A 26,990-nucleotide genomic window follows, 5' to 3' on the forward strand; every position below is an offset into this window, starting at 1 on the left:
AACAATGAAGAACATATTAATACTATACTACAGCCAAGGTGGAAGTACAAAGAAAATGGCTCATACAATAGCCTTGGGTGTGGAAGCGGCAAAAGCCAACGCAACTATTAGAACAGTGCCTAATATATCAGCAAAAACTGAACAACTAGAATCCGTAATTCCAGAAGAAGGTGATCTATATGCAACTAAGGAAGATTTAGCTAACTGTGACGGCCTAATTGTCGGAAGCCCTGCATATTTTGGTAACATGGCATCCCCTCTTAAATATTTTTTAGAAACACATAGTGACATATGGTTTAAGGGTAACTTAATAGGCAAACCCGTTGGGTTTTTTACTGCTGCATCAGGTATGCATGCTGGGCATGAAAGCACTCTACTTTCGATGATGATCCCCTTTATCCATCACGGTTGCTTAATAGTAGGAGTACCGTACAGTGAGCAGGCTCTGGAACATACTCGTACCGGTGGCACACCATATGGTGCATCCCATCTAAACACATTCTCACCAAACAAAACTTTATCTGATGATGAAATAAAAATATGTAAAACTCTAGGAAAAAGAATCTCTAATATTGCTAGCAAATTGTCTATTTAGCATTATTCTAATAAAAAACAAATCGCCTTATATTTCTTAATTTCTATATAAGTTGCTTTCATAAATCTTATAGTTTAGTATTGTGTTTCGATATTCTTACCTAACTAGCAAAAGTTTCATAGCTAGTAAAAATATTTTAAGAGGATTCTTTTTAATGTATAAAACAAAAGTAACTACTTTAGGATTTAGTATTTGGTTTATTTGCACCTTCTTTTACGCTTTAGAATATTTTGTAAGATCCTCTACAGGAGCTCTTCTTGAGGAATTTATGAAAGAACCATATAGCCTTAGTATCGCATCAACTGCATTATTTAGCTCATCATTTTATTGGACATACATAATTTCACAGATTCCAGCTGGAATCATGGTAGATAAATTGGGGGTTAAGAAAGTAATGATGGTAAGCACAACAATTTTTTCTGTTGCTATGCTTATTGCTATTCTAGCACAATCCAAGTCAATGCTATTATTATATAGAGTTTTAGCAGGATTTGGCGGTGGATTTGCTATCTTATGCGCTATCAAATCTATAGCTATCTGGTTACCTAATAGGCTTTTCCCAGCTTTTACTGGACTTACACAGTTTGTGTTATATATTGGTGCAACACTCTCAGCAGCTCCACTAGTATTTTTATCAAAGCACATGACTGTTTCGCAAATAATGGCTTTAATATTTATAATTTCTTTTATTGTATTATTCTTTAGTATCTTTGTTATAAAAACTCATCCAGATTACAAAAAAGAAAAACACCACAAGCAAATACAAAATGATAATTTTAAAGATATTCTCACGGTTTTAAAAAACAAGCAAATATGGTTTAACGGTTTGTATTGCTTTACTATATATGGAACTACGGTTTTATTCGCTGATTTATGGGGGATTAGATATAGTTAATCTGATAATATTGTGCTAAAGACGTGAGTAATAGCATCAGATTAACTATACAAGTTTGTTAGGTTCAATAGTCTCAACAACCTCTATAAAACTTTGCCTATCTTGTTCTTTTCTTTGCTTATATTTAGGTGTCTTTTTTTAAAACTAAAACCAAGTCTGGTAAGACAATCATAAAATGTGCTTCTAGGTATTTCAGGAGCTAATGCTTCTCTAATATCTAAAGCCATTGCATCTGGATATGTTCTTAAGTAGCTTTCTATCGCTTCCTTATCTGTAAAGGTTGCTACTCTACCGCAACCCAAGCCTTGCTTAGATTTATAATCACCAGTTGTCTCGTATAAGTTTATCCAAGATCTAGTAGTACGGATATCTATATTAAAAAAATTACTTAGCTCTTTGTCTGTTAGGCCTTCTTTATATTTAGTTATTACGATATCTCTGAAATCTTGGCTATATGATGACATTTTTTCTAAATATTATAACATTATTGTCAAATAACTATCGGATTAACTATATCTAAGCTTATATGGTTTTACAATAAATCAGGCGGGATTCTGCACCTCTCTTATTTTTATAGGAGTGTGTATATTTAGTTTAGTTTGGGGAGTCATAGCCTCTGCAACAAACAATGAAAAGAAATTTCTCTTAATTTCTCCTATATTTGGATTTTTCATTGTAACCTATTTACTTTTTTTTAATAAAAGTATTATGATGGCATATATTTTGTGCATATTATTTGGTGGCTCTCAGGCTGTTCATGTACTTAACTATTCGGCACTTAGAAATACTGTATCTGCCACACAAATAGCTACAGGCTTAGCAATTGTAAATATGTTTTTACCACTTAGCGGAGGTGTTTTGCAACCTATTACAGGTGCTCTCATTAGCAATCTCAAACATAGTTACAGTAGTTTACATGCCTTTCAATTAACATTAATAATCATACCTATTTTAATGATATTATCTTTTATAATTGCTCTATTTATAAAAGATTCAAACAGCTAAAATATATACTTCTTTACTATAGCTTTTTTTTATTTTATTATTTGTTATACAAAATTTTATCAGATGTATAATAATGAAAAAAATAATGCTAATAATTCTAGCTATAATCATCATCGCAATTTTTATTGTTATAAACTTATTCACAAACAATAGTAAGCCTGAGGCCACTAACGAAACTCATGATATCAATGTAGTTGCTGCTGAAAATCAATATGGTAGCGTAGCAAAGCTTATCGGTGGCAGTAACGTAAAAGTGACCAATATAATAAACAATGCTGATGGAGACCCACATACTTTCATATCATCTGTTAAAAATGCCAAACTATTGACTGAAGCTGATGTGATCATCTATAATGGCGCTGATTATGACTCATGGATTACGCCTATCCTTAAAAGCAACAAGAATGCCATAATCATTAAGGTACAAGACCTTATGAACTTTCCAAAAACATCAAGTTTCGGTATCAACCCCCACTTATGGTTTGATCCTGATACATTCCCTAAACTAGCAGACAGACTAAAAGATACATTCTCAAACAAAGATCCTAGCGATAGCAATTTATACGAAAAAAACTATACAAATTTCGTACATAAATATCAAAAGGTCTACAATCTTGATAAACAGATAAGAGAATCATATTCAAACACTCCGGTAACTGCTACAGAACCTCTTTTTGGTTATATGGCAAAAGCCTTAGATCTAGATATGAAAGGAATCGCATTTCAGTGGGTAATAATGAATGAATCTGAACCAAGCCCTAAAATGATGATTGAATATCAAGATTTATTTAATCACAAACAAGTTAAAGTACTTTTTTATAACAAACAAGTAACTGACAACACAACTAAAAATATTTTAAAGATTGCTGAAAAAAATGATATACCTGTTGTTGGAATAACTGAAACAATGCCTACTGATGATAATGCGATCAACTGGATGGTTAATACACTAGAAGCAACTGCTGCGGCTTTGGATAAAGCAAGATAAGTATGATTAAATGCTCAAACCTAACTATTGGTTACAATAAACCAATAACCTCTCCATTAAATCTTGAAATCCCCACGAATGGGTGGGTAGGGATTGTTGGCAAAAACGGCGTTGGAAAATCCACTTTTTTTAAAACCATTTTAGGTAAAATACCTAGCCTTTCTGGCTCTATAACTATTAATAATACAAAAATAAATATTGATACAATTAGCTACATCCCGCAAGAACGAGAAATAAATTTTGAAGAAAAAACCTCTGGCTATACCCTAATTAAATATAGTTATAAACCTAAGTCTTGGGGCTTGCCTCTATTTAATAATGACTTTAAAAAGAAACTAAGCTACCTCATTGAGCTAACTCAAACACAAGATTACATACAAGAGCCTTTCAAAAATCTTTCTGGCGGGCAGAAAAAACGTATCTACCTAATCCAAGCATTAATAAATAAACCCAAAATATTACTCCTAGATGAGCCGCTTTCAGACCTCGACCCTGATGCAAAACAAAAATTTATAGCCTGTTTAAGGGAAATACACAAAAAAGAAAATATTACTCTATTAATAATATCTCATGATATGAAAGAAATTAGCTCTCAACTAGATGCTTTCATCCATTTCAAAGATGGCCAATGCCACTACTGCAGTGAACTTCCCTGCTTACAGGAAGATATTTGTGTTTAACTATACATTCATGATTTATGCATTTGTTGCCGGCACTATAATAGCTATCATCTGTGGTATTATTAGCTTTTTCGTTATCATTAGAAGGCTATCATTCGCATCACATGCTTTAGGACATATTAGCCTTACAGGAGCCTCAGGGGCTGTTTTACTTAATTTATCAGCTATGACTGGCCAACTAGTAATAAATCTTATTGCAGGAATTTTAATGGGAACTTTTGGCGATAAAATTAAAAAAAATGATATTGCTATAGGTATTGTATTAACCTTCTTCTTAGGACTTGGTACTTACTTTCTTTTTCTATACCAAAGTGGATACTCTGGATCAGTAATGTCAATATTAGTTGGAGATATACTCACCGTCAGTCTTGAGCAAATATATATCCTCTTAGGGCTAGCAATATTTACTATTCTATTGCTAGCAATAATAGCTAGGCCTTTATTTATTTCATCTATTGATCCAGTTTTTGCCGAATCGAAAAATGTTCCCAATAAAACCTTATCCATATTGCTCTTTATATGTATTGCAATCACAGTGTCCATGGCCTGTCAAGTTGTCGGAATTTTACTAGTTTTTTCTCTACTTATTGGTCCAGCAGCCATTGCATCACAATGGGTTGACGGATTTTATAAACCCATTTTTCTTAGTACTCTAGTCTCTGTATTAACCGTCTGGTCAGGAATTATAGCTGCCTACTATATAGATGTTCCCATAAGCTTCTTTATTACTACAATAATATGTACTTTATACCTGATAAGTATTTTCAAAAATAAATTACCAATTTAACAAAATCCTAAGATTATATACTCAATCTAGCATATCGCTTGTATATATTATTTATTTTTACTATTAGACATGAGTTTAGAGCTTATTAAAAATAATTTTACCTATAGAAAATAATTTATTCGCCAATAAATATAATATAGTTAATCCGATAGTTATTTGACAATAATGTTATAATATTTAGAAAAAATGTCATCATATAGCCAAGATTTCAGAGATATCGTAATAACTAAATATAAAGAAGGCCTAACAGACAAAGAGCTAAGTAATTTTTTTAATATAGATATCCGTACTACTAGATCTTGGATAAACTTATACGAGACAACTGGTGATTATAAATCTAAGCAAGGCTTGGGTTGCGGTAGAGTAGCAACCTTTACAGATAAGGAAGCGATAGAAAGCTACTTAAGAACATATCCAGATGCAATGGCTTTAGATATTAGAGAAGCATTAGCTCCTGAAATACCTAGAAGCACATTTTATGATTGTCTTACCAGACTTGGTTTTAGTTTTAAAAAAAGACACCTAAATATAAGCAAAGAAAAGAACAAGATAGGCAAAGTTTTATAGAGGTTGTTGAGACTATTGAACCTAACAAACTTGTATATTTAGATGAAATGGGTATGGATAATAAACAGTCTGTACTAAGAGGATGGTCTCTTGTTGGTAAACCTAGCTATGGTGAAGTTATTGCTTATCAAACTCAGAGAAAAAGTATAGTTGCTGGTTATAACTATTTAGAAAAGAAGATTATAGCACCGCTAGAGTATACTGGATATACAGATACTATACCTTCCTGCTTATTCTCCTGATTTAAATCCTATAGAAAAAATTTGGGCCAATTTTAAAAGAATTTTAAGAAAAGTAAATAATTCTTTTGATAATTTATCTGATGCTATTACTCACGTCTTTAGCACAATATTATCAGATTAACTATAATGTTCTCGTGCACTACCATGTATTGAGCTAATTAATATATTTTTTCGCATTTCAATATTCTTTTTTTAATATATAATTAATTATATATGTTGTACTAATGAATATCAATTTTATATTTAATGTATTTACGCCAAAATTTATATGTATGCTGTAGTTATTATCAATTAAAGATTTAATTATTTGATGTAAGAATCTAGTCTTCTTTTTTATCTATTTTTCCAGTTACAAAGCAACCGACTGTAACTGCTAATCCAGCTGAAATTATCCATGCTAAATAATACATATATTTCTCCTTAATTAATACATATCTAGTGAGTTGATTTTAACTTCTTCTGCAGAGATTCTACGGCCATTAGCCCACATTTTCTTATATACAAAGAATGTATATGTAAATATGATTGGCAGTATAACTATGGCTGCGCATAATATACCTATCAACGAGTTTTGGCTGCTACTAGCGTTATATATAGTTAGACTATACATATAATCACCAACATTCGATACCATGATAAATGGAAATAACGTAAATCCAACTGTTAAAACTGCACCTAACAAAGAGGCTAAACTAGCTAAAAATGCATAACCATCATTATCTTGTTTGTTAAATTTAATTACAAGCATAGCTCCTAATATTGCAAGCATTGGAGCAAACCACATCCATATGTGTGCATGGTTAAAATTATAATACCATGAGTGATTTGTAGTCACTTTGCCTGAGCTAAAAGCATGGTGTAAAGTGTCAGATAAATTTACCAAGTTAGCATTAGGAGTGTATTGATAGCCTGTTATAAAGATTAACCAAATACCTGCTATTACAAAAAGCAATATATATAGGCTTGCGGTAATATTTGTTATTTTTCTAAATCTATCTTTTAAAATGCCAAAAGTTCTTAATTTAGCATATGCTGAGCCATGCATTAAAGCCATATTTAAGGCAAAGATGCCAAATAGTAGGGCAAATGGCGTTAATAGGTGTAGTAAGGTAACCCACATAGATTGGTATTGACCATTTATTATGGTGCCGTAAATTAATCTGGCTGTGTCATCATAGGATATAGGAAAGCCTAAATATAGATTTCCTATTGCTACACCCATTACAAGCATTGGGATAATGCTTCCAAAAACAAGTATCCAATCCCAAAAGTTTCGCCATTTTGGATTATCAATTTTTTTTCTATATTCAAATGCTGGAGGTCTTAAGAAAAGACCCCATAAAACAACTAAGATAGCTATATATAATCCAGAAAAACTAGTAGCATATACCTGTGGCCAAATAGCAAAAATAGCTCCGCCGGCACTTATAAACCAAACTTGGCTACCATCCCATGTTGGGCCAACAGTATTTATAATAGCTCGTTTTTCATAATCATCTTTACCAACAAATTTAGCAAGAATACCAACACCAAAATCAAATCCCATTGTGGCTGCTACTAAAAATATTAGTACTCCTACGACAAGCCAAGAAATAATTTGTAAAATATCTAATAACATTTATTTCTCCTTTTTGTTTTGTTCAAAATGATACTTGCCAGAGCCTAGGGAGCTGGGTCCAAGTCTAGCATATTTGAACATTAAAAATACCATTACAGCAAACAGCGCAGTATCTATTAAGAAGAATATTGCCATAGATGTGCCAACGTCAGTAGCAGTCAATGCTGAAGAGCTGATACTAGTAGGTAATTGGTTATAAACAGTCCATGGTTGACGTCCATGTTCAGTTACATACCAGCCAGCTACACAAGCAATATATGGAAAAGGTATTGTCCAAGTCATCACTCTTAATATGAATCGACTAAATAGATTGCTAGTAAGAGCGTTTTTAGCTAATAAGATCAAACCTATTACTATTAAGGTAAACATAAAGAAACCTATGAATACCATTATCCTGAAGCTCCAGAAAATGCTAGCAACATCAGGCACCATATTTGTAGCGACTGTTTTAACTAGCTCTGGGTTATTTGCAGCTTTTGCTATATTTACTGAATCTGCAACACCATATTTATCTGTTGCAGCCTGTACAAGCATTTTACCAAAGCCCATATATTTTTGGTAAGTTGGATTATTATAGTTTATATAGCTATTATCTGGAATATCACTTTTATGTCCAGACTCTCTCCACTTAAGAAGATCAGCATAAGCAAGCCCGCCTTCTTTAATCATAATAAGAGCAGAAGGTACCTTTTCATATTTGCTAGGATTAGCAGCAGCAGTTTCCGGAGATACATCTGCAGTCATTCCTGTTTTGATATTTCTATAGTACGCATAGTTAGGGTCTCTAGAGCCATTTTTGGTTATCTTCCCATAGAGTATTGCCTTGACACCAGGTATTTCTGTATCTGTTGAGTGTGTAGCAATCAGGCCTAATACAGCTGGCACAGGTATATCATAACTGTTTTTTTGTTCTTCCTGATTAGGAAGGGCAATTGCATTAAATGCTGCAGGGGCTTTGGAAGTATCCCATTCTGCTTCAATAGTTGCCATTTTAAGAGGTTGTACTTTAAATACATCAACACCATTAGCATCACCAAAGAGGATAGCTACAACACAAGTTATCAGACCAAAGCCTAAACCGATCCCTAAAGATCTCTTAGCAAAAGCGATATCTTGACCTTTGATTAAGTAGAATGCGCTAATGCCAACTACAAACATAGCTGCAGTGGTGTATCCAGCAGTCATTACGTGACCAAAGTTTGTTTGTGCTGTATGATTTAAAAATACATCAAGTAGGCTAACAGTTTCCATTCTCATGGTGGCCGCTACAAATTCAGAACCTACAGGATGTTGCATATATCCATTTGCAACAAGTATTAGTAAGGCAGAGAAGCTAGATCCAATTGCTAAACAAAAAGTTGAGAATAAGTGTTGTTTTTTAGAAAGCTTATCCCAGCCAAAAAAGAATAGTCCAGCAAAAGTTGATTCAAGCATGAAAGCTGCTAAGCCTTCAATAGCTAATGGTGTACCAAAAATATCACCTACAGATTGTGAATAGTATGACCAGTTCGAGCCAAACTCAAATTCCATAGTTAAGCCGGTAATGATTCCTAAAGCAAAGTTTATTCCAAGCAATTTTCCCCAAAACTTCACCATATCTTTATAGACTTTGTTACCTGTTCGTATATACATTAGCTCCATCGTGAATATGATCCACGTTAGCCCTAATGTAAGGGGGACAAATAAAAAGTGAAATGATGCCGTTAGTCCAAATTGCCATCTTGCCAAGTCAACAGACATGAGCGTTGGTAACATATTATTTCTCCTTATAGTTTTTAACTATTATTTATTTTTCAAAAGAAAATTTAGGAGGAAAAAATAGGCTGATCCGGGTTGTAGTCACTTTTTCTCACCTTTAATCGTGCAACCATATTGTAACATATTAGATTTTAAATGCAAAAACAAAATCTGCTGTAAGTATTGGTATCAAAGGCTTTCAGTATACTGAATTGGTATAGATTTGGTTAGGTGTTGTATCTTAAGGGTTAGGGCTGTATGTTGTTTTGGATAAGCTTTATCTTTTGGAGTAAGCTTTCTTCATCAAATTCTTTTTTATCTATTTTTATGTAGATAGTTTGTTCTTCTAAACAGATAATTGACTCATATACCCCATTTTCTTTGTGCATAATTTTATCTAAATTTTCTTTTAGTGTGGGAGATATATTATCAAGTTTGTATACTTTTGAATTTAAATATGTAGGTTCTGCCATTATTAATGTAATGAAAAACCATGAAATAGCTAAAATTGTGCATAATGATAATACACCAATTATATTGGCATGATGATATACAATGCCACCTAATATACCACCTACAAATATGCCAAAAAATTGGCAGCTAGAAAAGACTCCCATTGCGGTGCCTTTACTACCTGCTGGAGCTATTTTTGAAACCCATGATGGTAAGCATGATTCTAAAAAGGTGAAAGCTGCAAAAAAGAAGGTCAAAGCTAATGAAAGTATAAGAACATGTTTGTAGCTAAAAATTAAGATTAGTAAACAGATACTTAGTAGGGCAACAGCTATCACAAAAAATTTTTTCATTTTACGTTGCACTTCAGCAATCATTACGAATGGGAACATCATTGCAAATGATATGATTAGGACAGGTAAGTATATTAACCATTGATAATCAGCAGATATGTTAAGAATATTTGTTAGAATGGGTGGGATCACTATGAATAAGGCAGTAAGACTAGCATGTAAAACAAAGATGCCATAATTAAGTTTTAATAATTCTTTGTGTGATATTACATCTTTTATCAGTGTTAAGACGGGTTTAGCTTCATGGTGGAAGCTAGGGGTTTTTGGTGTTGGAACTTTAGATAGCATAAAAATGCTTATACAACCAAATAGAGCAGTAAGCCAAAATATCCCAGATAATCCTATAATACTATTAAGTATTGAGCTTATCATCATTGCTACTAAAAATGAAAAGCCTATTGACATACCTATTAACGACATTGCTTTGAGGCGATTTTCTTCTTTGGTTGAGTCTGCTACTAATGCTGTTAGTGTGCTACCAACAGCCCCAGCTCCTTGTATAGCTCGGCCAATTATTATACCATAGATGGTTGTGGAGCATGCGGCAATAATGCTTCCTATGATGAAGAATATTAATCCAGTTAAAATTATAGTTTTACGTCCAAATTTATCAGAGAGTATGCTAAGTATGATTTGAAGCATTGCTTGGCTTAGACCATAAATACCAAGAGCAAGTCCTATTAAAAAAGGAGTGGCGTATTGTAAGTGATTAATATATAAGCTAAATATTGGAAAGATTATAAATAATCCAATCATTCTAAAGCTATATATTAGAGAAATGTTAATAGTAGTTTTAAGTTCTTTATTGTACATTTTTTCAATTGATCATTAATATGTTACGCCCAAGTATAGCGAATCAATGTATACAATTGAACTTTTTATATTTTTTTGAGGGTGTTTTTTGTGATTATCTACTGTATAATTTAGTATCGCATTTTTAAGATGTGCGCTTCTTTAATCTAGAAAATAATTGTAAAGGATGTAGCTATAATGAACTGGAAGAAGATTTTAGGGATATTTGCAGGTGTTTTAGGTACTCTTATGCTATCAGGCTGTAAGGGTGGTATTTTAAACGCTAATGGTATAATTACTCAAAAAGAACAAGGTTTGATGATTTTTGCTACGGTACTTATGCTATGTGTTGTGATTCCCGTTATATTTTTAACACTGTGGTTTGCATGGCGTTACCGTGAAGGCGCAAATGCTAAATATCGCCCAAATTGGACACACTCAAACGTTCTTGAGATTATTTGTTGGGGAGTCCCGTTTGTAATAATATTGATACTTTCTATTGTTACATGGACATCAACACATTCACTTAGTCCATATAAGCCTTTAAAATCTGATAAGAAGCCTATCAATATAGACGTTGTAGCTTTAAATTGGAAATGGATGTTTATCTATCCTGATTATGGTATAGCAACGGTTAATTATATCAAGATTCCAAAAGATAGGCCTATTAATTTCAAAATCACTTCAGCAGCCCCAATGAATTCTTTCTTTATACCAGAGTTAGGTGGACAAATTTACGCAATGACGGGTATGACTACTCAATTGCATATACTTGCTACTAAAGAAGGTAAGTATAGAGGTTTTTCAGCTAACTATACTGGCCATGGATTTGCAGGGATGCAATTTTATGCAGGGGTTACTGATGATAAGGGTTTTGAAAGTTGGGTTGAAGAAGTTAAATCTTCTGGTAAGCAAGATCTGACCTGGAATTATTTTTGGAATAATTTAGTCAAAGATTCTATTAATAATCCAGTCGCTTATTATTCACATGTTGATAAAAATTTATTCAATGATATCGTGATGTCTTACATGATGCCTAATTATAAGCCAGGCGACATGGAAAAGATGGGTCACATGCACCATATGGATATGTAATTAATAAAAGTTAGTACAGTAAATAGGAGAATAATATGCTAGAAGCATTAATTGGAAAGCTAAGTGATCCGCATTTGGTTTTTCCATATCTGTATGAACCGGTAAGCCAACAATTAATCATACTGGGTATGTTTGTAGGTATAGTGGTAGCAGGTTTGGCATTAGTAGGTGGTATTACTTATTTTAAAAAATGGGGTTACCTGTGGCGTGAGTGGTTTACTACTGTTGATCATAAGAAAATAGGCTCGATGTATGTTATTGTAGCTTTGGTTATGATGTTCCGTGGCTTTGTTGATGCGGCTATGATGAGAACTCAACAAGCTCTAGCTTCTGGAGATAATACAGGATACTTGATTCCCGAGCATTTTGACCAAATTTTCACAGCTCACGGTGTGATCATGATTTTCTTTGTGGCAATGCCGCTTATATTTGCATTGATGAATTGGGTTATTCCTCTTCAAATAGGTGCTCGTGATGTGGCTTTTCCATATATGAACTCATTAAGTTTTTGGTTGTTTATTGTTGGAGCTATGCTTATTAATATTTCGCTCTTAGTGGGTGATTTTGCGCATGCAGGTTGGTTGGCTTATCCACCATTTTCAGACATAACCTATAGTCCAACAGTCGGGACTGATTATTATATATGGGGTTTACAAATCTCTGGTATTGGTACGTTAATGACTGGTATCAATTTCTTTGTAACTATCATAAAGATGCGTTGTAAAGGTATGACGTTAATGAAAATGCCAGTATTTACATGGGCTTCACTATGCTCAGTTATATTAGTAATTGCGGCATTTCCTGTATTGACAGTTACTTTGGGTTTACTTACATTAGACAGATATTTTGGTACGCACTTCTTTACTGTTTCTGGTGGTGGCGATCAGATGATGTATGTGAACTTAATATGGATTTGGGGGCACCCAGAAGTATATATACTTGTGCTTCCTATGTTTGGTGTATATTCAGAAGTTGTTGCAACATTCTCTAAGAAGCCATTGTTTGGTTATGCAACTATGGTTTGGGCTACTATAGCAATTACTGTTTTATCATTTGCAGTATGGTTGCACCATTTTTTCACAATGGGTGCAAGTGCAAATGTAAATGCCTTTTTTGGTATTATGACTATGATTATTGCAATACCAACAGGTGTTAAAATATTTAACTGGCTGTTTACTATGTTTAGGGGTCGTATCGCATTTACTACTCCGATGATGTGGTTGGTTGGTTTTATGATTGTTTTCTCTGTTGGTGGTATGACAGGTGTATTATTATCAGTGCCTGGTGTTGATTTTCAGATGCACAACAGTGTATTCCTGATAGCGCATTTCCATAATGTGATTATTGGTGGTGTGGTATTTGGTGCGTTTGCAGGGCTTACTTATTGGTTCCCTAAAATATTTGGATTTAAACTAAATGAACGTTTAGGTAAATGTGCATTCTGGTGCTGGTTTGTTGGTTTTTTTGTAGCATTTATGCCTTTATATTGGTTAGGCATGATGGGTATGACAAGAAGACTATATCATTATGATGCTTCCACTGGTTATCAAAGCTTATTGGTGGTTGCTTGGATAGGTGCTCTGATTATTGGTCTAGGTATATTTTTCCAAGTACTACAAATTATTGTAAGTATCAAGCAGAGAGATCAAAATCGTGTTGGAGCAGATGCTTGGGGTTATGGACGTACTCTAGAGTGGGGAATACCTTCTCCGGTACCATTCTATAATTTCTCTCACGATCCTGTAGTAGAAGAGCGTGATGGATATTGGGATCATAAAGAAAAAGGTCTTGGTGTGGATAATAAGCCTGTCGGTGAGGCTAAGCATTATGAAGATATTCATATGCCTAAGAATACTGCTGTAGGTGTTGTGATTGGTGCATTTAGCTTTGTATTCGGTTTTGCAGCTGTATGGCATATTTGGTGGTTAGCTATCGTGGGTGTTGTGGGTATGATTGGTACAGTTCTGTATAGATCGTTTGATTATGATATCGACTATTACGTAAAAGCTGATGAAGTAAAAGAAGTTGAAAGTAAATATAATCAACAAGGGGAGTTACAAGCATGAATACAGTAACTGCAGATAATAACCATCATCATGAACATCATTTTGATGGTTCTAAAAACGTATTTGGTTTTTGGATTTACATTATGAGTGACTGTGTGCTATTTGCTACACTATTTGCTACTTATGCTGTATTTCATAAGCATACTTTTGGTGGAGCAAGTGCTCAAGAAATATTTAGCTTGCCATATGTGTTTGTTGAAACAATGTTGCTACTATTAAGTAGTTTTACATTTGGTTTGGCTATGTTAAATCGTAATTCAAGTAATATTAATCATGTGATTAAATTTTTATGGATTACTTTTTTCTTAGGTTTAGGCTTTGTGTTAATGGAAGTGCATGAGTTTTATGAGTTAGCAATTGAAGGCCATACATGGTCATCATCTGCTTTTTTATCATCATTTTTTACTCTTGTAGGAACTCATGGATTGCATGTATCAATGGGTCTGCTTTGGATTGTGAGTATGATATTCCAACTTAAAAAGCATGGCATGACGCCTATGGCTAAAACTAAGCTTACATATTTAGGCTTATTTTGGCATTTCTTAGATATCGTGTGGATATTTGTATTCTCAATTGTTTACTTATTAGGAGCTATATAATATGTCTGGTTTATATGATCATGAAACAGGGGCTGCTTATGGTACACATAAGAGCTATATCCAAGGGTTTGTGCTTTCTATAGTAATAACATCTATAGCATTTGCTTTAGTAGGTTTTAAACTACTGTCACCAATCGCTTTATGTATTGCTGTTGCAGTATTAGCGATAATACAACTTTTTGTACAATTGGTATTTTTCTTACATTTAAGTACTGATTCTAGAGCTCGTTGGAATTTGGTTAGTGCTGTGTTTGCTATTATGGTAGTTATTATCATATTGGCTGGCACATTGTGGATCATGTTTGATCTTTATACAATGATGATGTAATCGATTTTTCTTTAAATATGTCTTTTTTTAAAAAATATCTTCAATTATCTAAGCCTGGAATTATTTTTGGGAATTTGATAACTCTTACGGGTGGCTTTTTATTGGCAACACATCGTCAAATTGGTTTTGAGCATCTTGCTTTATTTCTTTATGTGATGGTGGGTGTAGCATTAATGATAGGCTCTGGTTGCGTTTTTAATAATATCTATGATAAAGATATTGATAGCAAAATGACCCGCACACAGAATCGTCCACTTGTTACTGGTGAAATTACAGTATTATCAGCAGCTATTTATGGTACGATCTTGCTACTAGTTAGTTGTGCAGTACTTTACTATTTGGTTAATCCTTTGACTTTGTGGATTATAATAATTGGGTTTGTTGTGTACGTAGGTATTTACACGGTTTCAAAGCGCATTACTATTCACGCTACAGTATTAGGAGGTATCTCAGGAGCTATTCCTCCTGTTGCTGGATATACAGCTGTAGTTAATAGCCTTGACTATAACGCGTTAGCAGTATTCTTAATTTTGTTTTTTTGGCAGATACCTCATTCATACGCTATAGCTATGCTATATAAAGATGATTATGCAAAAGTTAAGCTACCTATGTTGCCATTGGTTAGAGGAATCGCTTATACAAAAAAAATTATGCTAGTATACTTAGTTTTATTTGTAATTTCATGTGCATTGCCAACTTTATTAGGTACAGCGGATTTATTATCATTTATAGTATGCATGTTTATGTCAATATTTTGGATGTATAAGTCTATTAAGTCTTATCAGGTCGATGATGACAGAACTTATGCTAAAACTGTTTTTAAATTCTCAATTATCGTTATTACAGTTATAAGTCTTTGTATTGGCTAATTTTCTAATTGTATAGAAATTATAATATTTGGTTATTCCTATCAAAAATAAAGTCAAATTTGTTAAGTATTATATATTTATTTTGATAAACTTAAAGTAGATAATTTTGGTTCAAATATAAACAGATGGTATAAAATCATTGCTCTATCTAAGGGTTTATATTTTAATTAATTTTTATATAAGTTGAAAACTAATATAGCAGTATATGCAAAAGATTATAATTTTTAGACGTCTAATTTCTTCGATTATATTTGCAGCTTTTCTTGGGGTATTTTATTTATATTTTATTAAGATTGGGATAGGTACTCAAAGCATACTAATTCTATTTTCCTTACTACTTTTTGTTAATCAAGCATTTGCTTTACCTGCAGGAATACTTGGTGATAGATTGGGTGCCGGTAGGATGATGGTACTAGGCTGTATTTTTGATGCTTTTTCATATTTAATTTTAAGCGTCACGGAATCTAAATTTTTATTAGTTTTCGGGATGATTGGCATAGGTGTTGGGGGATGTCTTTTTAGTACAAATGCTAGAGCAGTTTTAACTTTTATATATCAAGATAAGTCCAGAGCTATTATGCTTCAAGGTTCTTTCTTAAGAGCCACTAACTTGGGTACATTATTAGGATCACTTATAGCATTGTTTTTTATTGCACAGCAAAGTTATGTTTTTTTATTGCTCGTATGCTCTGCTTTAGAGTTTTTGTTGAGTGTTTTTATGTTAATTAATTTAAGAAAATTTACATACTCAAATAAATCATTAAATAGAAATAGCATTCTGAGAACTATTATTGGTGTTTTTGATTATCGATTTATAAAAATTCATTTATTTGCGATGATACCATTTGCCTTATGTGCTTCTTTCCCTATCATTTTTCCTTATCTTTTTTCTACTTTGTTACATATGCCTGAACAATTTGCTATAGCTCAATTTTTAAATGCTATTTTATTAATAGCATTGCAGCAGTTTATGTCTAGGTGGTTAATACATTCATTAGAATATATGGCTTATATATTTATAGGGTGTTTGATCGTGGTAACGGTTTTTCTTACGTTGGTTGTAAATTATCCTAGTCTTATGTTTTCATACGTATATTTAGTTATTTTCACAGTATCTGAATCAATAGTGGTAACTCAGTTGACTAATGCATTAGTAGGAGTGAGTAAAGAATATAATAAAGGCACTGTTTATGGTTCATCAAAGCTAATTATGGCATTAACTACTCCTATAATTATAAACTTATTATCAATATTAATTAATCAACATACATAGTGACTTTTAATATTAGTTAATGCAGTATATTTTACAAATTATCTTAGTTACAGATTATACAAACACATAAAAAGTACTGTAGGGGTTTTGAAATATCTAAAGCATTATTTTTTTTAGTTGATTTTTAATGTTAATAGTCCTACTTCAACCTAACTTTGAATAGAGATTAGTTAGTAGAGTAAATTTGAAAAAAATTAGTATTACAAATCGATGTTTAAGCTTTTAGCTAAAGCTTTTAATTTTTTCATAGTATCTGGTAGTTTTTTGATAGCTGCCCATTGTTGCATTAGTTCACGACCTTCATAAGCAGGGTAACCCATATGGCTTTCGCCAGCTGGGATATCTCTCATAACTCCAGCTTTGCCACCAACTCTAGCTCCACTACCGATATTTACATGGTCTTTAACACCAGCATTACCCGCAATAATAACGCCATCACCTATTTTTACAGAACCACTTATACCAGCTTGGCCACAGATCATACAACCTCTACCAATCGTTACATTATGACCAATTTGTACTAGGTTATCAATTTTAGTATAGTCACCAATTATAGTAGAGCCATATTTTGCATTATCAATACAGCTATTTGAGCCTATATCAACATAACTACCAATTATAACATTACCAATGTGTGGAATCCTAATTATGCTTTGTCCATCTTCTGATGGCCTATAACCAAACCCATCAGTTCCAATAGAGCAGCTTGAGTAAAGTCTACAAAAGTGACCAATAACTGTTCTGTCACGTATTGTAACATTTGGCCAGATAATACAGTTTGTACCAATCTTTGCATCGTTATATATGCATACATTTGCGTAAATAACAGTATTATCACCAATCTCCACATGCTTGCCGATATATGTTCCTGGCCCAATTGATACATTCGAGCCAATCTTGGCAGTAGGATCAATGATAGCTTTATCATGAATACCGTTTTGTTCAGGACATGGTATGGAAAAGAGTTCTAATACTTTAGCCATAGCAAGATCAGCATTTTTTACTACAATTAGTGGTTTGTCATTTATTTCTGCCAACTCTTCACTAATTTTTTCACTTACTATCGCAGTACATGCTTTTGAATTTTTCCAGAATTTAATGTGCTCTTTTTGATCGATCAAAGTCAAGTCATTGTTGTTCGCCATCTCAGCGTAGTTTAATCCCGAAACATTTATGTCACTATTTGGAGCATTGATGATTTCTGCTTGAATATGATTAGAAATATATTTTAATGTAAATTTCAAGTATTTCCCCTATTTAATTAATTGTGATAAGAATAACAGTTTTACCTTTATTTTGATAGTTCCGTTATTTTTAGTCCCCTACACCAAAATCAGTATTATCAACAAGGATTTCAAATTGAGGATCATTAAATAGACTTTTATATTCTTTTAAGAACCATTTTTTTAATTCCTTATCAGCCTTTATAGCAGTAGTATTATCTACATATACATTCAAAGTTGTATGGTTAAAATATTTCTTTGCTATTGCTATATCTTTTTTGATGATTTCTCTGGTTTGACCTTGCACTCCAATTAGTAAGCATACTGAATCAAACATAGTACTTAGTTGTTTGGGTGAATTGTGATAAAAGCCTTTGTTTAGAATTTTTTCTCTAAAATTAGTATCAAAACTCTCTAAGCCAGTTTTTATAAAAATGTCTGTCATAAATATTTCTTTAATTTTATGAAGGTGATCTTTGTACATCCAGTGAGCTTCAACAAATAAAAGTTTAATATTTTTTTCTTTGACAATCTCTTTGATTCGATTTTTAGTTTTTAATGGTAATTCAAAAATATTACCAGAATTAATAATTTCTAATATGCCAAATTCACCTGTAATTTTTTCTAGAACTTCAAAATTGATGCTGTTAATTTCATCAATATTTTTAGAATTATCCAAAATATAATCACAAAATGTGCACTTTCCATAAGCGCAAGGCCTACTTTTGAGTAGTACTATTTCTCTTTTATATTTATGTACATCTGTAATCTTACTATAACGATCCATTATATAATATATTCCTGAGCTTGAATTAGAGCAAGTTCATCAGTATCTAGCTCATGAGTTGTTCTAAAAATGCCATCTAAACATTTTGTAACTGATTTAAGGCTTTCATCTAAGCTTTTACCTTTAAGCAAGTAGCTTAGAAACATCGCAGCTGTAATATCGCCAGAACCACTTACCATTGATTGTACTTTATATTTGGGCGATTCTATATGAGAGAGATTCCCGTTTTTATATATCGCGATACCAGTTTTAGAGCTATCAAAAGATACACTCGTTGTAATTATTATTTGTTTATTGTTACCTGTTTTTTGCATAAGCTTTTCACAAGCTTTGTTAATATCACGATAATTATTTATTTCAGTATCACTCAAGATACTGAGTTCAAATAAGTTTGGTGTGATAATATCAGCTTTTGGTAAGAGATATTCTAGAAAAATTTTAGGATGGTCTTTTGAGGCAAAAATATGACCATTTTCGTCTTCATCATATTTATCGCCAAATACTGGATCACAGCAGTATAAACTATCTGGATTATATTTTTTTAATTTTTCAACAGTATTAGCAATGACTTTAGCTATATCAAGATTGCCAATATATCCAGATAAAATAGCATCTTGTTTAGCTAGAAACCTATTGGCTATCATGCCATCTATAACATTTTGAATATCTTTAACTTGAAAGAATGACCCATTGAAAAAATCATATTGAGTATGATTGGATAACTGAACAGTATATATTGGAGATACTTCTATTCCCAATTTTTGCATTGGAAAAACAGCAGCCTTATTACCAGCATAACCATAAGCTACGTGTGATTGTATTGATAGTACTCGAGGGGTTTTTAAAAGCATATGTAAAACTATAGCCCTAAGTTGTTGCGTATATTTGCAAGTAATTCAATAGATGCTTGTTTGTCACCTAGTTTACCTATCTTAATAAAAATATTAATTATATTTGCATTGTTTTTAATTATTCTAATACTAAAATTATCTTGTCCTTCTTTATTAAAGAAGTTTTTATCTGTTGGGTAGTTTCCATTAATCTCTGCAGTTTGATTATTTAGAGCGTTGCTCTTTATATTGTAAATATTACTGTTATTAAGAGCTAATTCGGTAGCATTATAAACGCTTTTTACGCTAGTATTTTCAATTTCAGCTGTAAATGTACCATTTACAAACCTGACGATAGAATCTCCAGTAGCATTTAAATTATTAGAAAGGCTAGTATTGTTTACGCAACTATTAAGAGCAGATACAGCTATTATACTAATAGTTAAAAGTTTAATATTTTTCACTTTATGAATATCTCTAGGTTATAGTAGCATAGATTTTATAATAGTATTTAAGCTTTGTAAATTGGCGATGTAGTTCTTAAGCTCTTGAAAAAGTGGTGGTAGACTCTATACTTTACATAGGTGATCTGAAGTTTTAGAGGAAGTCTATGTCAGTATATAATCAATTCCAAGAATTATTAGAATTTTTAAATAGTCGAGTTGTTGGGCAAGAAAACTTAAATAAACGTCTTCTGATAGCGCTTTTGGCTGGAGGACATTTGCTTGTTGAAGGTGCTCCTGGACTGGCAAAAACTACAGCAATTAAAACTTTATCAGAGAGTATAGATTGTTCTTATCATAGGGTTCAATTTACTCCTGATTTATTGCCTGCAGATTTGACAGGTACAGAAATTTATATACCTCAGCAACAATCTTTTGAATTTCAGTCAGGACCACTATTTCATAATTTATTACTTGCAGATGAAATTAATAGAGCACCAGCAAAGGTACAATCTGCTTTATTAGAGGCAATGGGTGAAAAACAAATAACAGTAGGGAAAAAAACATACCCACTTGCTGATTTGTTTATGGTAATGGCAACGCAAAACCCTATTGAGCAAGAGGGTACATACCCTTTGCCAGAAGCACAATTAGACAGATTCATGATGTTTGTAAAGATAGAGTATCCTGACCCAAAGACAGAGGCTAAAATTTTAGCAATAAGCCGCGGAGAGGCTATGGGGCATAAGTTACAGCATCCAAGCGTACATCAGGACACTATCTTTAAAGCGCAGCAAGAGGTTCTGAACGTGAAAGTTTCAGGGATGTTGGAAGAATATATTATAGAATTAATATTAGCTACGAGAGATCCTTCTAAATATAACCAAAATATTAAAAAATGGATTTCATTTGGGGCTAGCCCAAGAGGTACAATTGCTTTGGATAGAGCTGCGAGAGCACATGCTTGGTTATCTGGACATGATTATGTTTCACCTAGTGATATTCATGCTGTTGTTTATGAAATTTTACGCCATAGGATATTATTAACTTTTGAAGCTGAGGTAGATGGTGTAAACACTGATAATGTTATCACTGAACTATTAAGGACGGTGCCAATTCCTTAAAGGCTAAATATAAGATGAAAAGTTATAAAGGTGTAAAACCGAATATTCAAGAGCTTTTAAATTATAGATATCAAGCTAAAGCTCTTAAATTATTTGCTAATCAGAGAGTTAATACTGCTAATGCAGGGAGTAATATTTCTAAAGCAAAAGGTCGTGGTATGGATTTTGATGAAGTAAGACATTATCAGGCAGGTGATGATATTCGTTTAATGCATTGGTCTCTTACAGCTAGACTTGGTAAACCTTATACAAAAGTTTACCATGAAGAAAGAGAGAGAAATCTTTATTTTGTTTTGGATCAAAATAGTACTATGAAGTTTGGCACTAAGGAATGTTTTAAGAGTGTTAAGGCGGCTAATATTTTAGCTCTAATAGGTTTTGGCGCATTAGCGGTCCATGACAAGGTTGGTGGAATTATCTTTGATGATTATGGCTATAATTTTTACTCAGCTAAACAAAATAAAACATCTTTAATTAGAATGTTTAACTTTGTTGCAAAGGATGAGCAGAAATATCAGTTTTCTTCAGATGGAAAGCTTTCTGAAGCTCTTAAATTCTTATATGCAAAAGTCCCTAGTAATAGTGTTGTGATTGTTATTGGAGATTTTAGTAGTTTTGATGAAAAAGCTAAACAATATCTTAATTTACTTGGTGCTAAAAATGCTTTGATTAATATATTTAATTATGACCCTGTAGAAAAAGAACTTCCAGCTTTAGATAGTTATTATTTTAGTGATGGAAAAAATAAGATAGTTCTAGATACGGCTAATAAAAAACAGTATAAAGCATATAAAAATCTTTATGAAAATAGATATACAGAGATAAAAGAATTTTCTCGTAAAAATAAAATGGGATTTATTGAGATTGCTACGAATGATGATTTGATAAGAACAATAAATCTAGGGGTAGCGGGTTATGTCAAATAATAAACTTTTAGATCAATTAAAAGATGTGTATTTGCCTAAGGAAATTTCTCAATTATGGCCATTATCTTATGGTTGGTGGGTGCTTCTAGTAGTTTTTATTTTTATAATAATTTTTATTTTTATAATTCTTGCTTTTAAAAGGAAAAAAAAATTATACGTGGATTTAATCGTTAATGACTTTAGAAGTTCTATAAAAATCACAGCTCAAGAAAAGCCAGAAGAGGTGCTTCAAAATATATCAGTTTTTTTAAAAATAATCGCGGTACAAAAATTTCCCAAAGAAGATGTTAAAATCCTACATGGTAAAGCTTGGATTATATTTTTAGATTCTAGATTAAAACAAGAACTCTTTAAAAAAACAAAGGCAAACATGCTTGAAAATAGCTATAGACCTATTGAACTTGATGAGCCAATTTTAAACGAGATTCTTACTGTTGCAGAGAAGTGGCTGAGGAGGGTTTTATGATAAGTATTGAATACCCTTGGTTTTTTGTTTTAGCTATTCTGCCAATCTTAATATATAGAATATTTCCTCAAGTAAAAGATGATAAGCAGTTAGCTATAAAGATTCCTTTTTTCAGCCAACTTGAATCACAGTTAGGATCATCTCAAAGTAGTGCTTTTAAAAGAGCTAATTACCTTAAGTATATTATTAGTATAATATGGTTACTTGTGATTTTATCAGGGTCAGGACTTCAATGGTTAGGCAAGCCAGTTAGTCTACCTCAAAGTGGTAGAGATCTAATGATGGCTATAGATTTATCAGGAAGCATGGCTATTGAAGATATGAAAGAATCAAATGGTAGGCTGGAATCTAGATTTGATTTAGTTATGCGTGTTGCTAATCAGTTTTTAGATACCCGTAAAGGAGATCGTATTGGTTTAATACTATTTGGAACTAAAGCATATTTACAGACACCTTTAACTTTTGATATATCTACGGTAAAAAAAATGCTGGATGATTCTAGTATTGCTTTACCTGGATCTCAGACGGCTATAGGCGATGCTATAGGTCTAGCAGTCAAGAAATTAAAGAAATACCCTAACGATTCTAAGGCTTTGGTATTATTGACAGATGGTGAGAATAATGCTGGAGTATTGCAACCTCTCCAGGCTGCACAGGTAGCTAAACAGAATGGTATAAAAATTTATACTATTGGCTTAGGGGGAGGTCAACTAGTTATACAGACAGCTTTTGGTAAAAAATTGATTAATACATCGGAAGACTTAGATACTGATGTATTAGAAAAGATAGCAAAAATGACAGGAGGAGAGTTTTTTAGAGCACAAAACAGTAGTGATTTGAAAAATGTTTATGATGCTATAGATAAGCTTGAGCCAATTGCTTCAGATAAAACAGTTGTTAGGCCAATAACTTATTTATACCCTTGGAGTCTTAGCTTAGCACTTTTTTTGAGTTTTGTAGTAGCTATGGTATGGCTAAAACGTAGAGGGGGTTATTGAAATGTTAGGTTTTCATTTCTTAAGAGTTTGGTGGCTTTTGGCTTTAATCCCCATAATAATTCTTGTGATTCTACTTCTAAAGAAATTTGCTAAAGCTAATAATTGGGCTAGATACTGTGATAACCATTTATTGGAACATATAATGGATGGAGAGAACTCTAAAGTTAAGCAATCATTTATACCATTATTTTTTATGTTTTTGTGGGTGATAGGGGTATTGGCATTAGCTGGACCTACTTGGAAATATAAGGATATTCCTATATATCAAAAAAATATTTCGAGAGTAATAGCTTTAGATGTTTCTCAATCAATGGATACTTCTGATGTTTCACCAACCCGCCTTGAACGAGCTAAGTATAAGATATTTGATATCTTAAGAAAAATAAAGGAAGGTCAGGTTGGAATGATAGTTTTCTCCAGTGAGCCATTTGTGGTCTCACCACTTACCTCTGATGCAAATACTATCGAAAATATGATCACGGTTATTAATTCTGGTATTGTGCCTGTTCAAGGTAATAATATTACTAAAGCAATAAAAAAATCAGCAGAACTGCTTTTTCAAGCAGGAGCTCAAGAAGGTCAAATAATCCTAGTTACTGATTCAACCCCATCAGCACAAGCCATCGAGGAGGCAAAAAAAATAGCTCAAGAAGGTATAGAAATAGATGTATATGCAATTGGAACTCCTAAGGGAGGGATTGCTAGCAATAGTTATGGCGATTATATTAAAGATGGGGCTGGAAATATTCAGTATTTTGGGGTTGATTTATCTAAGCTTCAGTTGCTTGCCGAAGCAGGGGCTGGAGAATTAGTTACTTTAACAGCTAATAATTCAGATATTAGCAAGTTATTGACATATGTACAGAGTAATAGTACTAAAAAGTCAAACCGAGAAGCTACTAATGTTTTTTGGCAAGATGAAGGTATTTATTTGATCTGGTTGCTAGTGATTTTAAGTTCATTGCTTTTCCGAAAAGGTGTTTTGGAGAGAATATGTCGTTAAAAAAGATTATTTATATTTTAGTTTTAATCCCTGGTTATGTTTTAGCAAACAGTTGGAATAATGCTTGGCACACTAAAGATCAGCAAGGTATGAATTATTATAATAATAATGAATTTAAAAAAGCAGCTAAATCTTTTGAAAACGACAGTTGGAAAGGGGTTTCTTATTATAAATCTGCACAATATCAAAAAGCATATGATCAGTTTAAAAAAGATAGTTCGGCAAAAGGATTTTATAACCAAGGCAATTCTTTAACACATATGGGTGAATATGATAAAGCGATTGATGCATATAGAAAGGCTATTGAAAAAAGAGCTGATTTTGAAGATGCAAAAAGTAATCTTGAAATCGTTAAAGAATTAAAGAAACAGAAAGACAATAAAGACAATAAAGACAATAAAGACAATAAAGACAATAAAGACAATAAAGACAATAAAGACAATAAAAATCGTAAAAAACAAGAACAGCAAGCTAAGGATTTACGTCAAAAGGAACTTGACAATAGAGAAGCTAATAAACTCTTAGCAATGATAAATGATGATCCAGGAGGACTTCTTAAGCATAAGTTTGCACGTGATTACCAAAGAGTAATAGAGGAAAAACATGGAGTTTAAATTATTAAAGTTAGTAAGTGTTTTAGCATTATCATTAACTATTTTAAATATAAGTTATGCGACGGTGTCTGCTAGTGTAGATAGGAAACATCTTGAAAAAGGGGAGACTTTTGAACTGGTATTGCATTTAGATGATTTTGATATTAAGCCAAACCTAGATGTGTTAGATAAATACTTTACAGTTTATAACACTAGTACTAGCAGTAAAACAACTATCATAAATGGTAAGAAAAATTCTCAATTTGATATGATAGTAACCTTGATGCCTAAGAAGACAGGTAAACTAGTTATACCTGAAATAAAGGTTGGAAATCAAACTACAAAACCTATCAATATAGAAGTTGATAAAGCACTGTCAAATCAAGAAGAAAGTAATTATCAGGATTTATTTGCAATTGGATCATTAGCTACAGGTGAGACTTATGTCAATGTCCCAGTTTTATATACCTTGCGATTATATTATTCGAGACCAATATTGAGCTTGGAGCCTAACCCTTTTGATATTAAAAAAGCAGAAATCAAAGAAACTAATCATAGGAAAACTTACCAAAAACGTATAAATGGTAAAATGTATGATGTTGTTGAAGAGAGTTTCTTGATAATTCCTAATAGTACAGGAGTTATAAAAATTCCAGCAATTGTTTTAAAAGCAACAGTCCCCAATGCTTTTGGACAGTTAGGAACTAAGGAAAAGTATTTCTCAACTGAAGCTAAAACGTTAAATGTAAAACCAATACCTAATGATATAAGCATCAAAGATTGGTTTCCAGCATCTAATGTGGAAATTAATGATAATTGGTCTCAAGGTGAAAATGTTAAAGAGGGGGAATTATTAACTAGGACCATTACTGTAAAAGCAAAAGGGGTTTTGAGTAATGATATTCCAAAATTAGAGTTTAAGTCAACAGCTAGCTTTAATGTTTACCCAGAGAGGCCTGAGTTACAAGATTTAGAACAAGGTGGGCATTTAACAGGAGTCGCAACTTATAAAATTGGTTATATGCCAGTTAAACAAGGCAGGACTTCTGTAGCAGCAGCTAAGCTCAAATGGTATGATGTAGATACTCATGAATCTAAAGTTGCTGCAATAGCTACAAAGAGTTTTAAGGTTAAAAAAGGTAGTATTCCTAGTGCAAACTTTGCTGGAAATAATTCATCATTGACCTCTTCAATTGTTGGCAAAACAGTTAATAAGAATGTTTGGAAAGAAATTGCTTTTGTGCTTGGTATTCTATGGTTGATTACTTTGGTATTATTAGTAAGATGCTATTTTTCTAAAAAAACACAAATAATTAAAGATGGCTCAGATTATACTAATTCTTATCAAAGTATAGCTGGGCTAAAAGATATTCAAAAGGCCTGCTCAGATAAGGATGTTGCTAAATTACAACAAGTTATTATTAGTTGGGCACAGATAGAATCAGATAAAGAAATATTTTCATTACTTGAGGTTGGTAAGATATTTCCAGAATTATTAGATGTCTTAAAAAACCTTAATGCGGCTATATATGCACAGCAAGATTTTAATCAATATAAGGAGTTGTTAAATTTAATTAAAAGCATTCAAAAAAATGAAAAAATTAAAGCTAATAAATTAGTTAAAGGGCTATATGAGTAGATATTGATGAAGAAAT

The 26,990-nt window shown here is 32.5% G+C and carries 27 protein-coding genes and 2 pseudogenes; 20 read left to right on the forward strand and 9 right to left on the reverse strand.

All coding sequences use genetic code 11. From position 1 onward, the window contains the following. Positions 1-4: 4 nt before the first annotated feature. Together wrbA and ACR0PV_RS01165 are read left to right on the forward strand one after the other, a co-directional pair. Positions 5-595 carry an NAD(P)H:quinone oxidoreductase gene (gene wrbA, locus ACR0PV_RS01160; RefSeq protein ID WP_488173229.1) on the forward strand — a complete coding sequence of 197 codons (591 nt, stop codon included), beginning with the start codon at positions 5-7 and terminating at the stop codon, positions 593-595. A gap of 154 nt (positions 596-749) precedes the next feature. Continuing rightward, entirely contained in the window at positions 750-1,490 is a 741-nt protein-coding gene (locus tag ACR0PV_RS01165; protein WP_488173230.1) for an MFS transporter, read from the forward strand. A gap of 51 nt (positions 1,491-1,541) precedes the next feature. Here the strand turns inward: ACR0PV_RS01165 and ACR0PV_RS01170 are convergent. Continuing rightward, positions 1,542-1,954 (reverse strand): annotated as a pseudogene (locus ACR0PV_RS01170) (helix-turn-helix domain-containing protein); the annotation flags it as partial. 73 nt (positions 1,955-2,027) lie between these two features. Here ACR0PV_RS01170 and ACR0PV_RS01175 point away from each other — a divergent pair. The 5 genes and pseudogenes from ACR0PV_RS01175 (at position 2,028) to ACR0PV_RS01195 (ending at position 5,880) form a co-directional block, all read left to right on the forward strand. Further along, positions 2,028-2,495 carry an MFS transporter gene (locus ACR0PV_RS01175; protein ID WP_488173928.1) on the forward strand — a complete coding sequence of 156 codons (468 nt, stop codon included), beginning with the start codon at positions 2,028-2,030 and terminating at the stop codon, positions 2,493-2,495. Between the two features lie 73 nt (positions 2,496-2,568). Then, on the forward strand, positions 2,569-3,483 hold the full coding sequence (locus ACR0PV_RS01180; RefSeq protein WP_488173231.1) for a metal ABC transporter solute-binding protein, Zn/Mn family: 915 nt from the start codon (positions 2,569-2,571) through the stop codon (positions 3,481-3,483). 2 nt (positions 3,484-3,485) lie between these two features. Next, on the forward strand, positions 3,486-4,163 hold the full coding sequence (locus tag ACR0PV_RS01185; protein ID WP_488173232.1) for a metal ABC transporter ATP-binding protein: 678 nt from the start codon (positions 3,486-3,488) through the stop codon (positions 4,161-4,163). After that, positions 4,105-4,950, forward strand: coding sequence for a metal ABC transporter permease (locus ACR0PV_RS01190; RefSeq protein WP_488173233.1), 846 nt, complete (start codon positions 4,105-4,107; stop codon positions 4,948-4,950). Before ACR0PV_RS01185 ends, ACR0PV_RS01190 begins: the two co-directional genes overlap by 59 nt. Positions 4,951-5,136: 186 nt before the next feature. Next, positions 5,137-5,880, forward strand: a pseudogene (locus ACR0PV_RS01195) (transposase). A gap of 199 nt (positions 5,881-6,079) precedes the next feature. Here ACR0PV_RS01195 and ACR0PV_RS01200 read toward each other — a convergent pair. From ACR0PV_RS01200 to ACR0PV_RS01215, 4 genes are all read right to left on the reverse strand, one after another. Next, on the reverse strand, positions 6,080-6,169 hold the full coding sequence (locus ACR0PV_RS01200; protein WP_488173234.1) for a CydX/CbdX family cytochrome bd oxidase small subunit: 90 nt from the start codon (positions 6,167-6,169) through the stop codon (positions 6,080-6,082). Between the two features lie 14 nt (positions 6,170-6,183). Next, on the reverse strand, positions 6,184-7,377 hold the full coding sequence (gene cydB / locus ACR0PV_RS01205; protein ID WP_488173235.1) for a cytochrome d ubiquinol oxidase subunit II: 1,194 nt from the start codon (positions 7,375-7,377) through the stop codon (positions 6,184-6,186). Then, positions 7,378-9,132 carry a cytochrome ubiquinol oxidase subunit I gene (locus tag ACR0PV_RS01210; protein ID WP_488173236.1) on the reverse strand — a complete coding sequence of 585 codons (1,755 nt, stop codon included), beginning with the start codon at positions 9,130-9,132 and terminating at the stop codon, positions 7,378-7,380. 230 nt (positions 9,133-9,362) lie between these two features. Beyond that, positions 9,363-10,733 carry an MFS transporter gene (locus ACR0PV_RS01215; protein ID WP_488173237.1) on the reverse strand — a complete coding sequence of 457 codons (1,371 nt, stop codon included), beginning with the start codon at positions 10,731-10,733 and terminating at the stop codon, positions 9,363-9,365. A 177-nt stretch (positions 10,734-10,910) separates the two neighbouring features. Between ACR0PV_RS01215 and cyoA the strand changes: the two genes are divergently transcribed. From cyoA to ACR0PV_RS01245, 6 genes are all read left to right on the forward strand, one after another. Beyond that, positions 10,911-11,807: a ubiquinol oxidase subunit II gene (gene cyoA / locus ACR0PV_RS01220; protein WP_488173238.1), complete on the forward strand. Its 897-nt coding sequence runs from the start codon at positions 10,911-10,913 to the stop codon at positions 11,805-11,807. Positions 11,808-11,842: 35 nt separating this feature from the next. After that, positions 11,843-13,873: a cytochrome o ubiquinol oxidase subunit I gene (gene cyoB, locus ACR0PV_RS01225; RefSeq protein WP_488173239.1), complete on the forward strand. Its 2,031-nt coding sequence runs from the start codon at positions 11,843-11,845 to the stop codon at positions 13,871-13,873. Next, positions 13,870-14,472 carry a cytochrome o ubiquinol oxidase subunit III gene (gene cyoC / locus ACR0PV_RS01230; RefSeq protein WP_488173240.1) on the forward strand — a complete coding sequence of 201 codons (603 nt, stop codon included), beginning with the start codon at positions 13,870-13,872 and terminating at the stop codon, positions 14,470-14,472. The genes cyoB and cyoC overlap by 4 nt, the downstream gene beginning before the upstream one ends. Position 14,473: 1 nt before the next feature. Further along, positions 14,474-14,800, forward strand: a complete 327-nt coding sequence (gene cyoD / locus ACR0PV_RS01235; protein WP_488173241.1) for a cytochrome o ubiquinol oxidase subunit IV — start codon at positions 14,474-14,476, stop codon at positions 14,798-14,800. A 17-nt stretch (positions 14,801-14,817) separates the two neighbouring features. Continuing rightward, positions 14,818-15,669: a heme o synthase gene (gene cyoE / locus ACR0PV_RS01240; protein ID WP_488173242.1), complete on the forward strand. Its 852-nt coding sequence runs from the start codon at positions 14,818-14,820 to the stop codon at positions 15,667-15,669. A gap of 205 nt (positions 15,670-15,874) precedes the next feature. Continuing rightward, a complete protein-coding gene (locus ACR0PV_RS01245; RefSeq protein ID WP_488173243.1) occupies positions 15,875-16,942 on the forward strand; it encodes an MFS transporter in 1,068 nt (355 codons plus the stop codon). A 200-nt stretch (positions 16,943-17,142) separates the two neighbouring features. On the opposite strand, the gene lpxD is transcribed toward ACR0PV_RS01245, so the two are convergent. The 4 genes from lpxD to ACR0PV_RS01265 all read right to left on the reverse strand — a co-directional run bounded on the left by lpxD (position 17,143) and on the right by ACR0PV_RS01265 (position 20,246). After that, on the reverse strand, positions 17,143-18,186 hold the full coding sequence (lpxD, locus tag ACR0PV_RS01250; RefSeq protein ID WP_488173244.1) for a UDP-3-O-(3-hydroxymyristoyl)glucosamine N-acyltransferase: 1,044 nt from the start codon (positions 18,184-18,186) through the stop codon (positions 17,143-17,145). A 70-nt stretch (positions 18,187-18,256) separates the two neighbouring features. Further along, on the reverse strand, positions 18,257-18,952 hold the full coding sequence (locus ACR0PV_RS01255; RefSeq protein WP_488173245.1) for a radical SAM protein: 696 nt from the start codon (positions 18,950-18,952) through the stop codon (positions 18,257-18,259). Further along, complete coding sequence (gene pdxY, locus ACR0PV_RS01260) at positions 18,952-19,803, reverse strand: pyridoxal kinase (protein WP_488173246.1); 852 nt, start codon at positions 19,801-19,803, stop codon at positions 18,952-18,954. Before pdxY ends, ACR0PV_RS01255 begins: the two co-directional genes overlap by 1 nt. Positions 19,804-19,811: 8 nt before the next feature. Next, positions 19,812-20,246: a DUF3568 family protein gene (locus tag ACR0PV_RS01265; protein ID WP_488173247.1), complete on the reverse strand. Its 435-nt coding sequence runs from the start codon at positions 20,244-20,246 to the stop codon at positions 19,812-19,814. Between the two features lie 146 nt (positions 20,247-20,392). On the opposite strand from ACR0PV_RS01265, the gene ACR0PV_RS01270 reads away from it, so the two are divergent. From ACR0PV_RS01270 to ACR0PV_RS01300, 7 genes are read left to right on the forward strand one after another with little or no spacing between them, the layout of a single operon-like run. Beyond that, the gene (locus tag ACR0PV_RS01270; RefSeq protein WP_488173248.1) at positions 20,393-21,349 is read left to right on the forward strand and encodes an AAA family ATPase; all 957 of its coding nucleotides are present in this window, start codon (positions 20,393-20,395) and stop codon (positions 21,347-21,349) included. 14 nt (positions 21,350-21,363) lie between these two features. Further along, positions 21,364-22,275, forward strand: coding sequence for a DUF58 domain-containing protein (locus ACR0PV_RS01275; RefSeq protein ID WP_488173249.1), 912 nt, complete (start codon positions 21,364-21,366; stop codon positions 22,273-22,275). Then, positions 22,265-22,741 (forward strand): DUF4381 domain-containing protein, encoded by a 477-nt coding sequence (locus ACR0PV_RS01280; RefSeq protein WP_488173250.1) that lies wholly within the window; start codon positions 22,265-22,267, stop codon positions 22,739-22,741. Before ACR0PV_RS01275 ends, ACR0PV_RS01280 begins: the two co-directional genes overlap by 11 nt. After that, complete coding sequence (locus ACR0PV_RS01285) at positions 22,738-23,739, forward strand: VWA domain-containing protein (protein WP_488173251.1); 1,002 nt, start codon at positions 22,738-22,740, stop codon at positions 23,737-23,739. Before ACR0PV_RS01280 ends, ACR0PV_RS01285 begins: the two co-directional genes overlap by 4 nt. A gap of 1 nt (position 23,740) precedes the next feature. Continuing rightward, on the forward strand, positions 23,741-24,742 hold the full coding sequence (locus ACR0PV_RS01290; RefSeq protein ID WP_488173252.1) for a vWA domain-containing protein: 1,002 nt from the start codon (positions 23,741-23,743) through the stop codon (positions 24,740-24,742). Then, positions 24,733-25,356 (forward strand): tetratricopeptide repeat protein, encoded by a 624-nt coding sequence (locus ACR0PV_RS01295; RefSeq protein WP_488173253.1) that lies wholly within the window; start codon positions 24,733-24,735, stop codon positions 25,354-25,356. The genes ACR0PV_RS01290 and ACR0PV_RS01295 overlap by 10 nt, the downstream gene beginning before the upstream one ends. Further along, a complete protein-coding gene (locus tag ACR0PV_RS01300; protein ID WP_488173254.1) occupies positions 25,346-26,974 on the forward strand; it encodes a BatD family protein in 1,629 nt (542 codons plus the stop codon). Before ACR0PV_RS01295 ends, ACR0PV_RS01300 begins: the two co-directional genes overlap by 11 nt. Positions 26,975-26,990: the final 16 nt, after the last annotated feature.

It is taken from the genome of Francisella sp. AG1 (assembly GCF_057683165.1).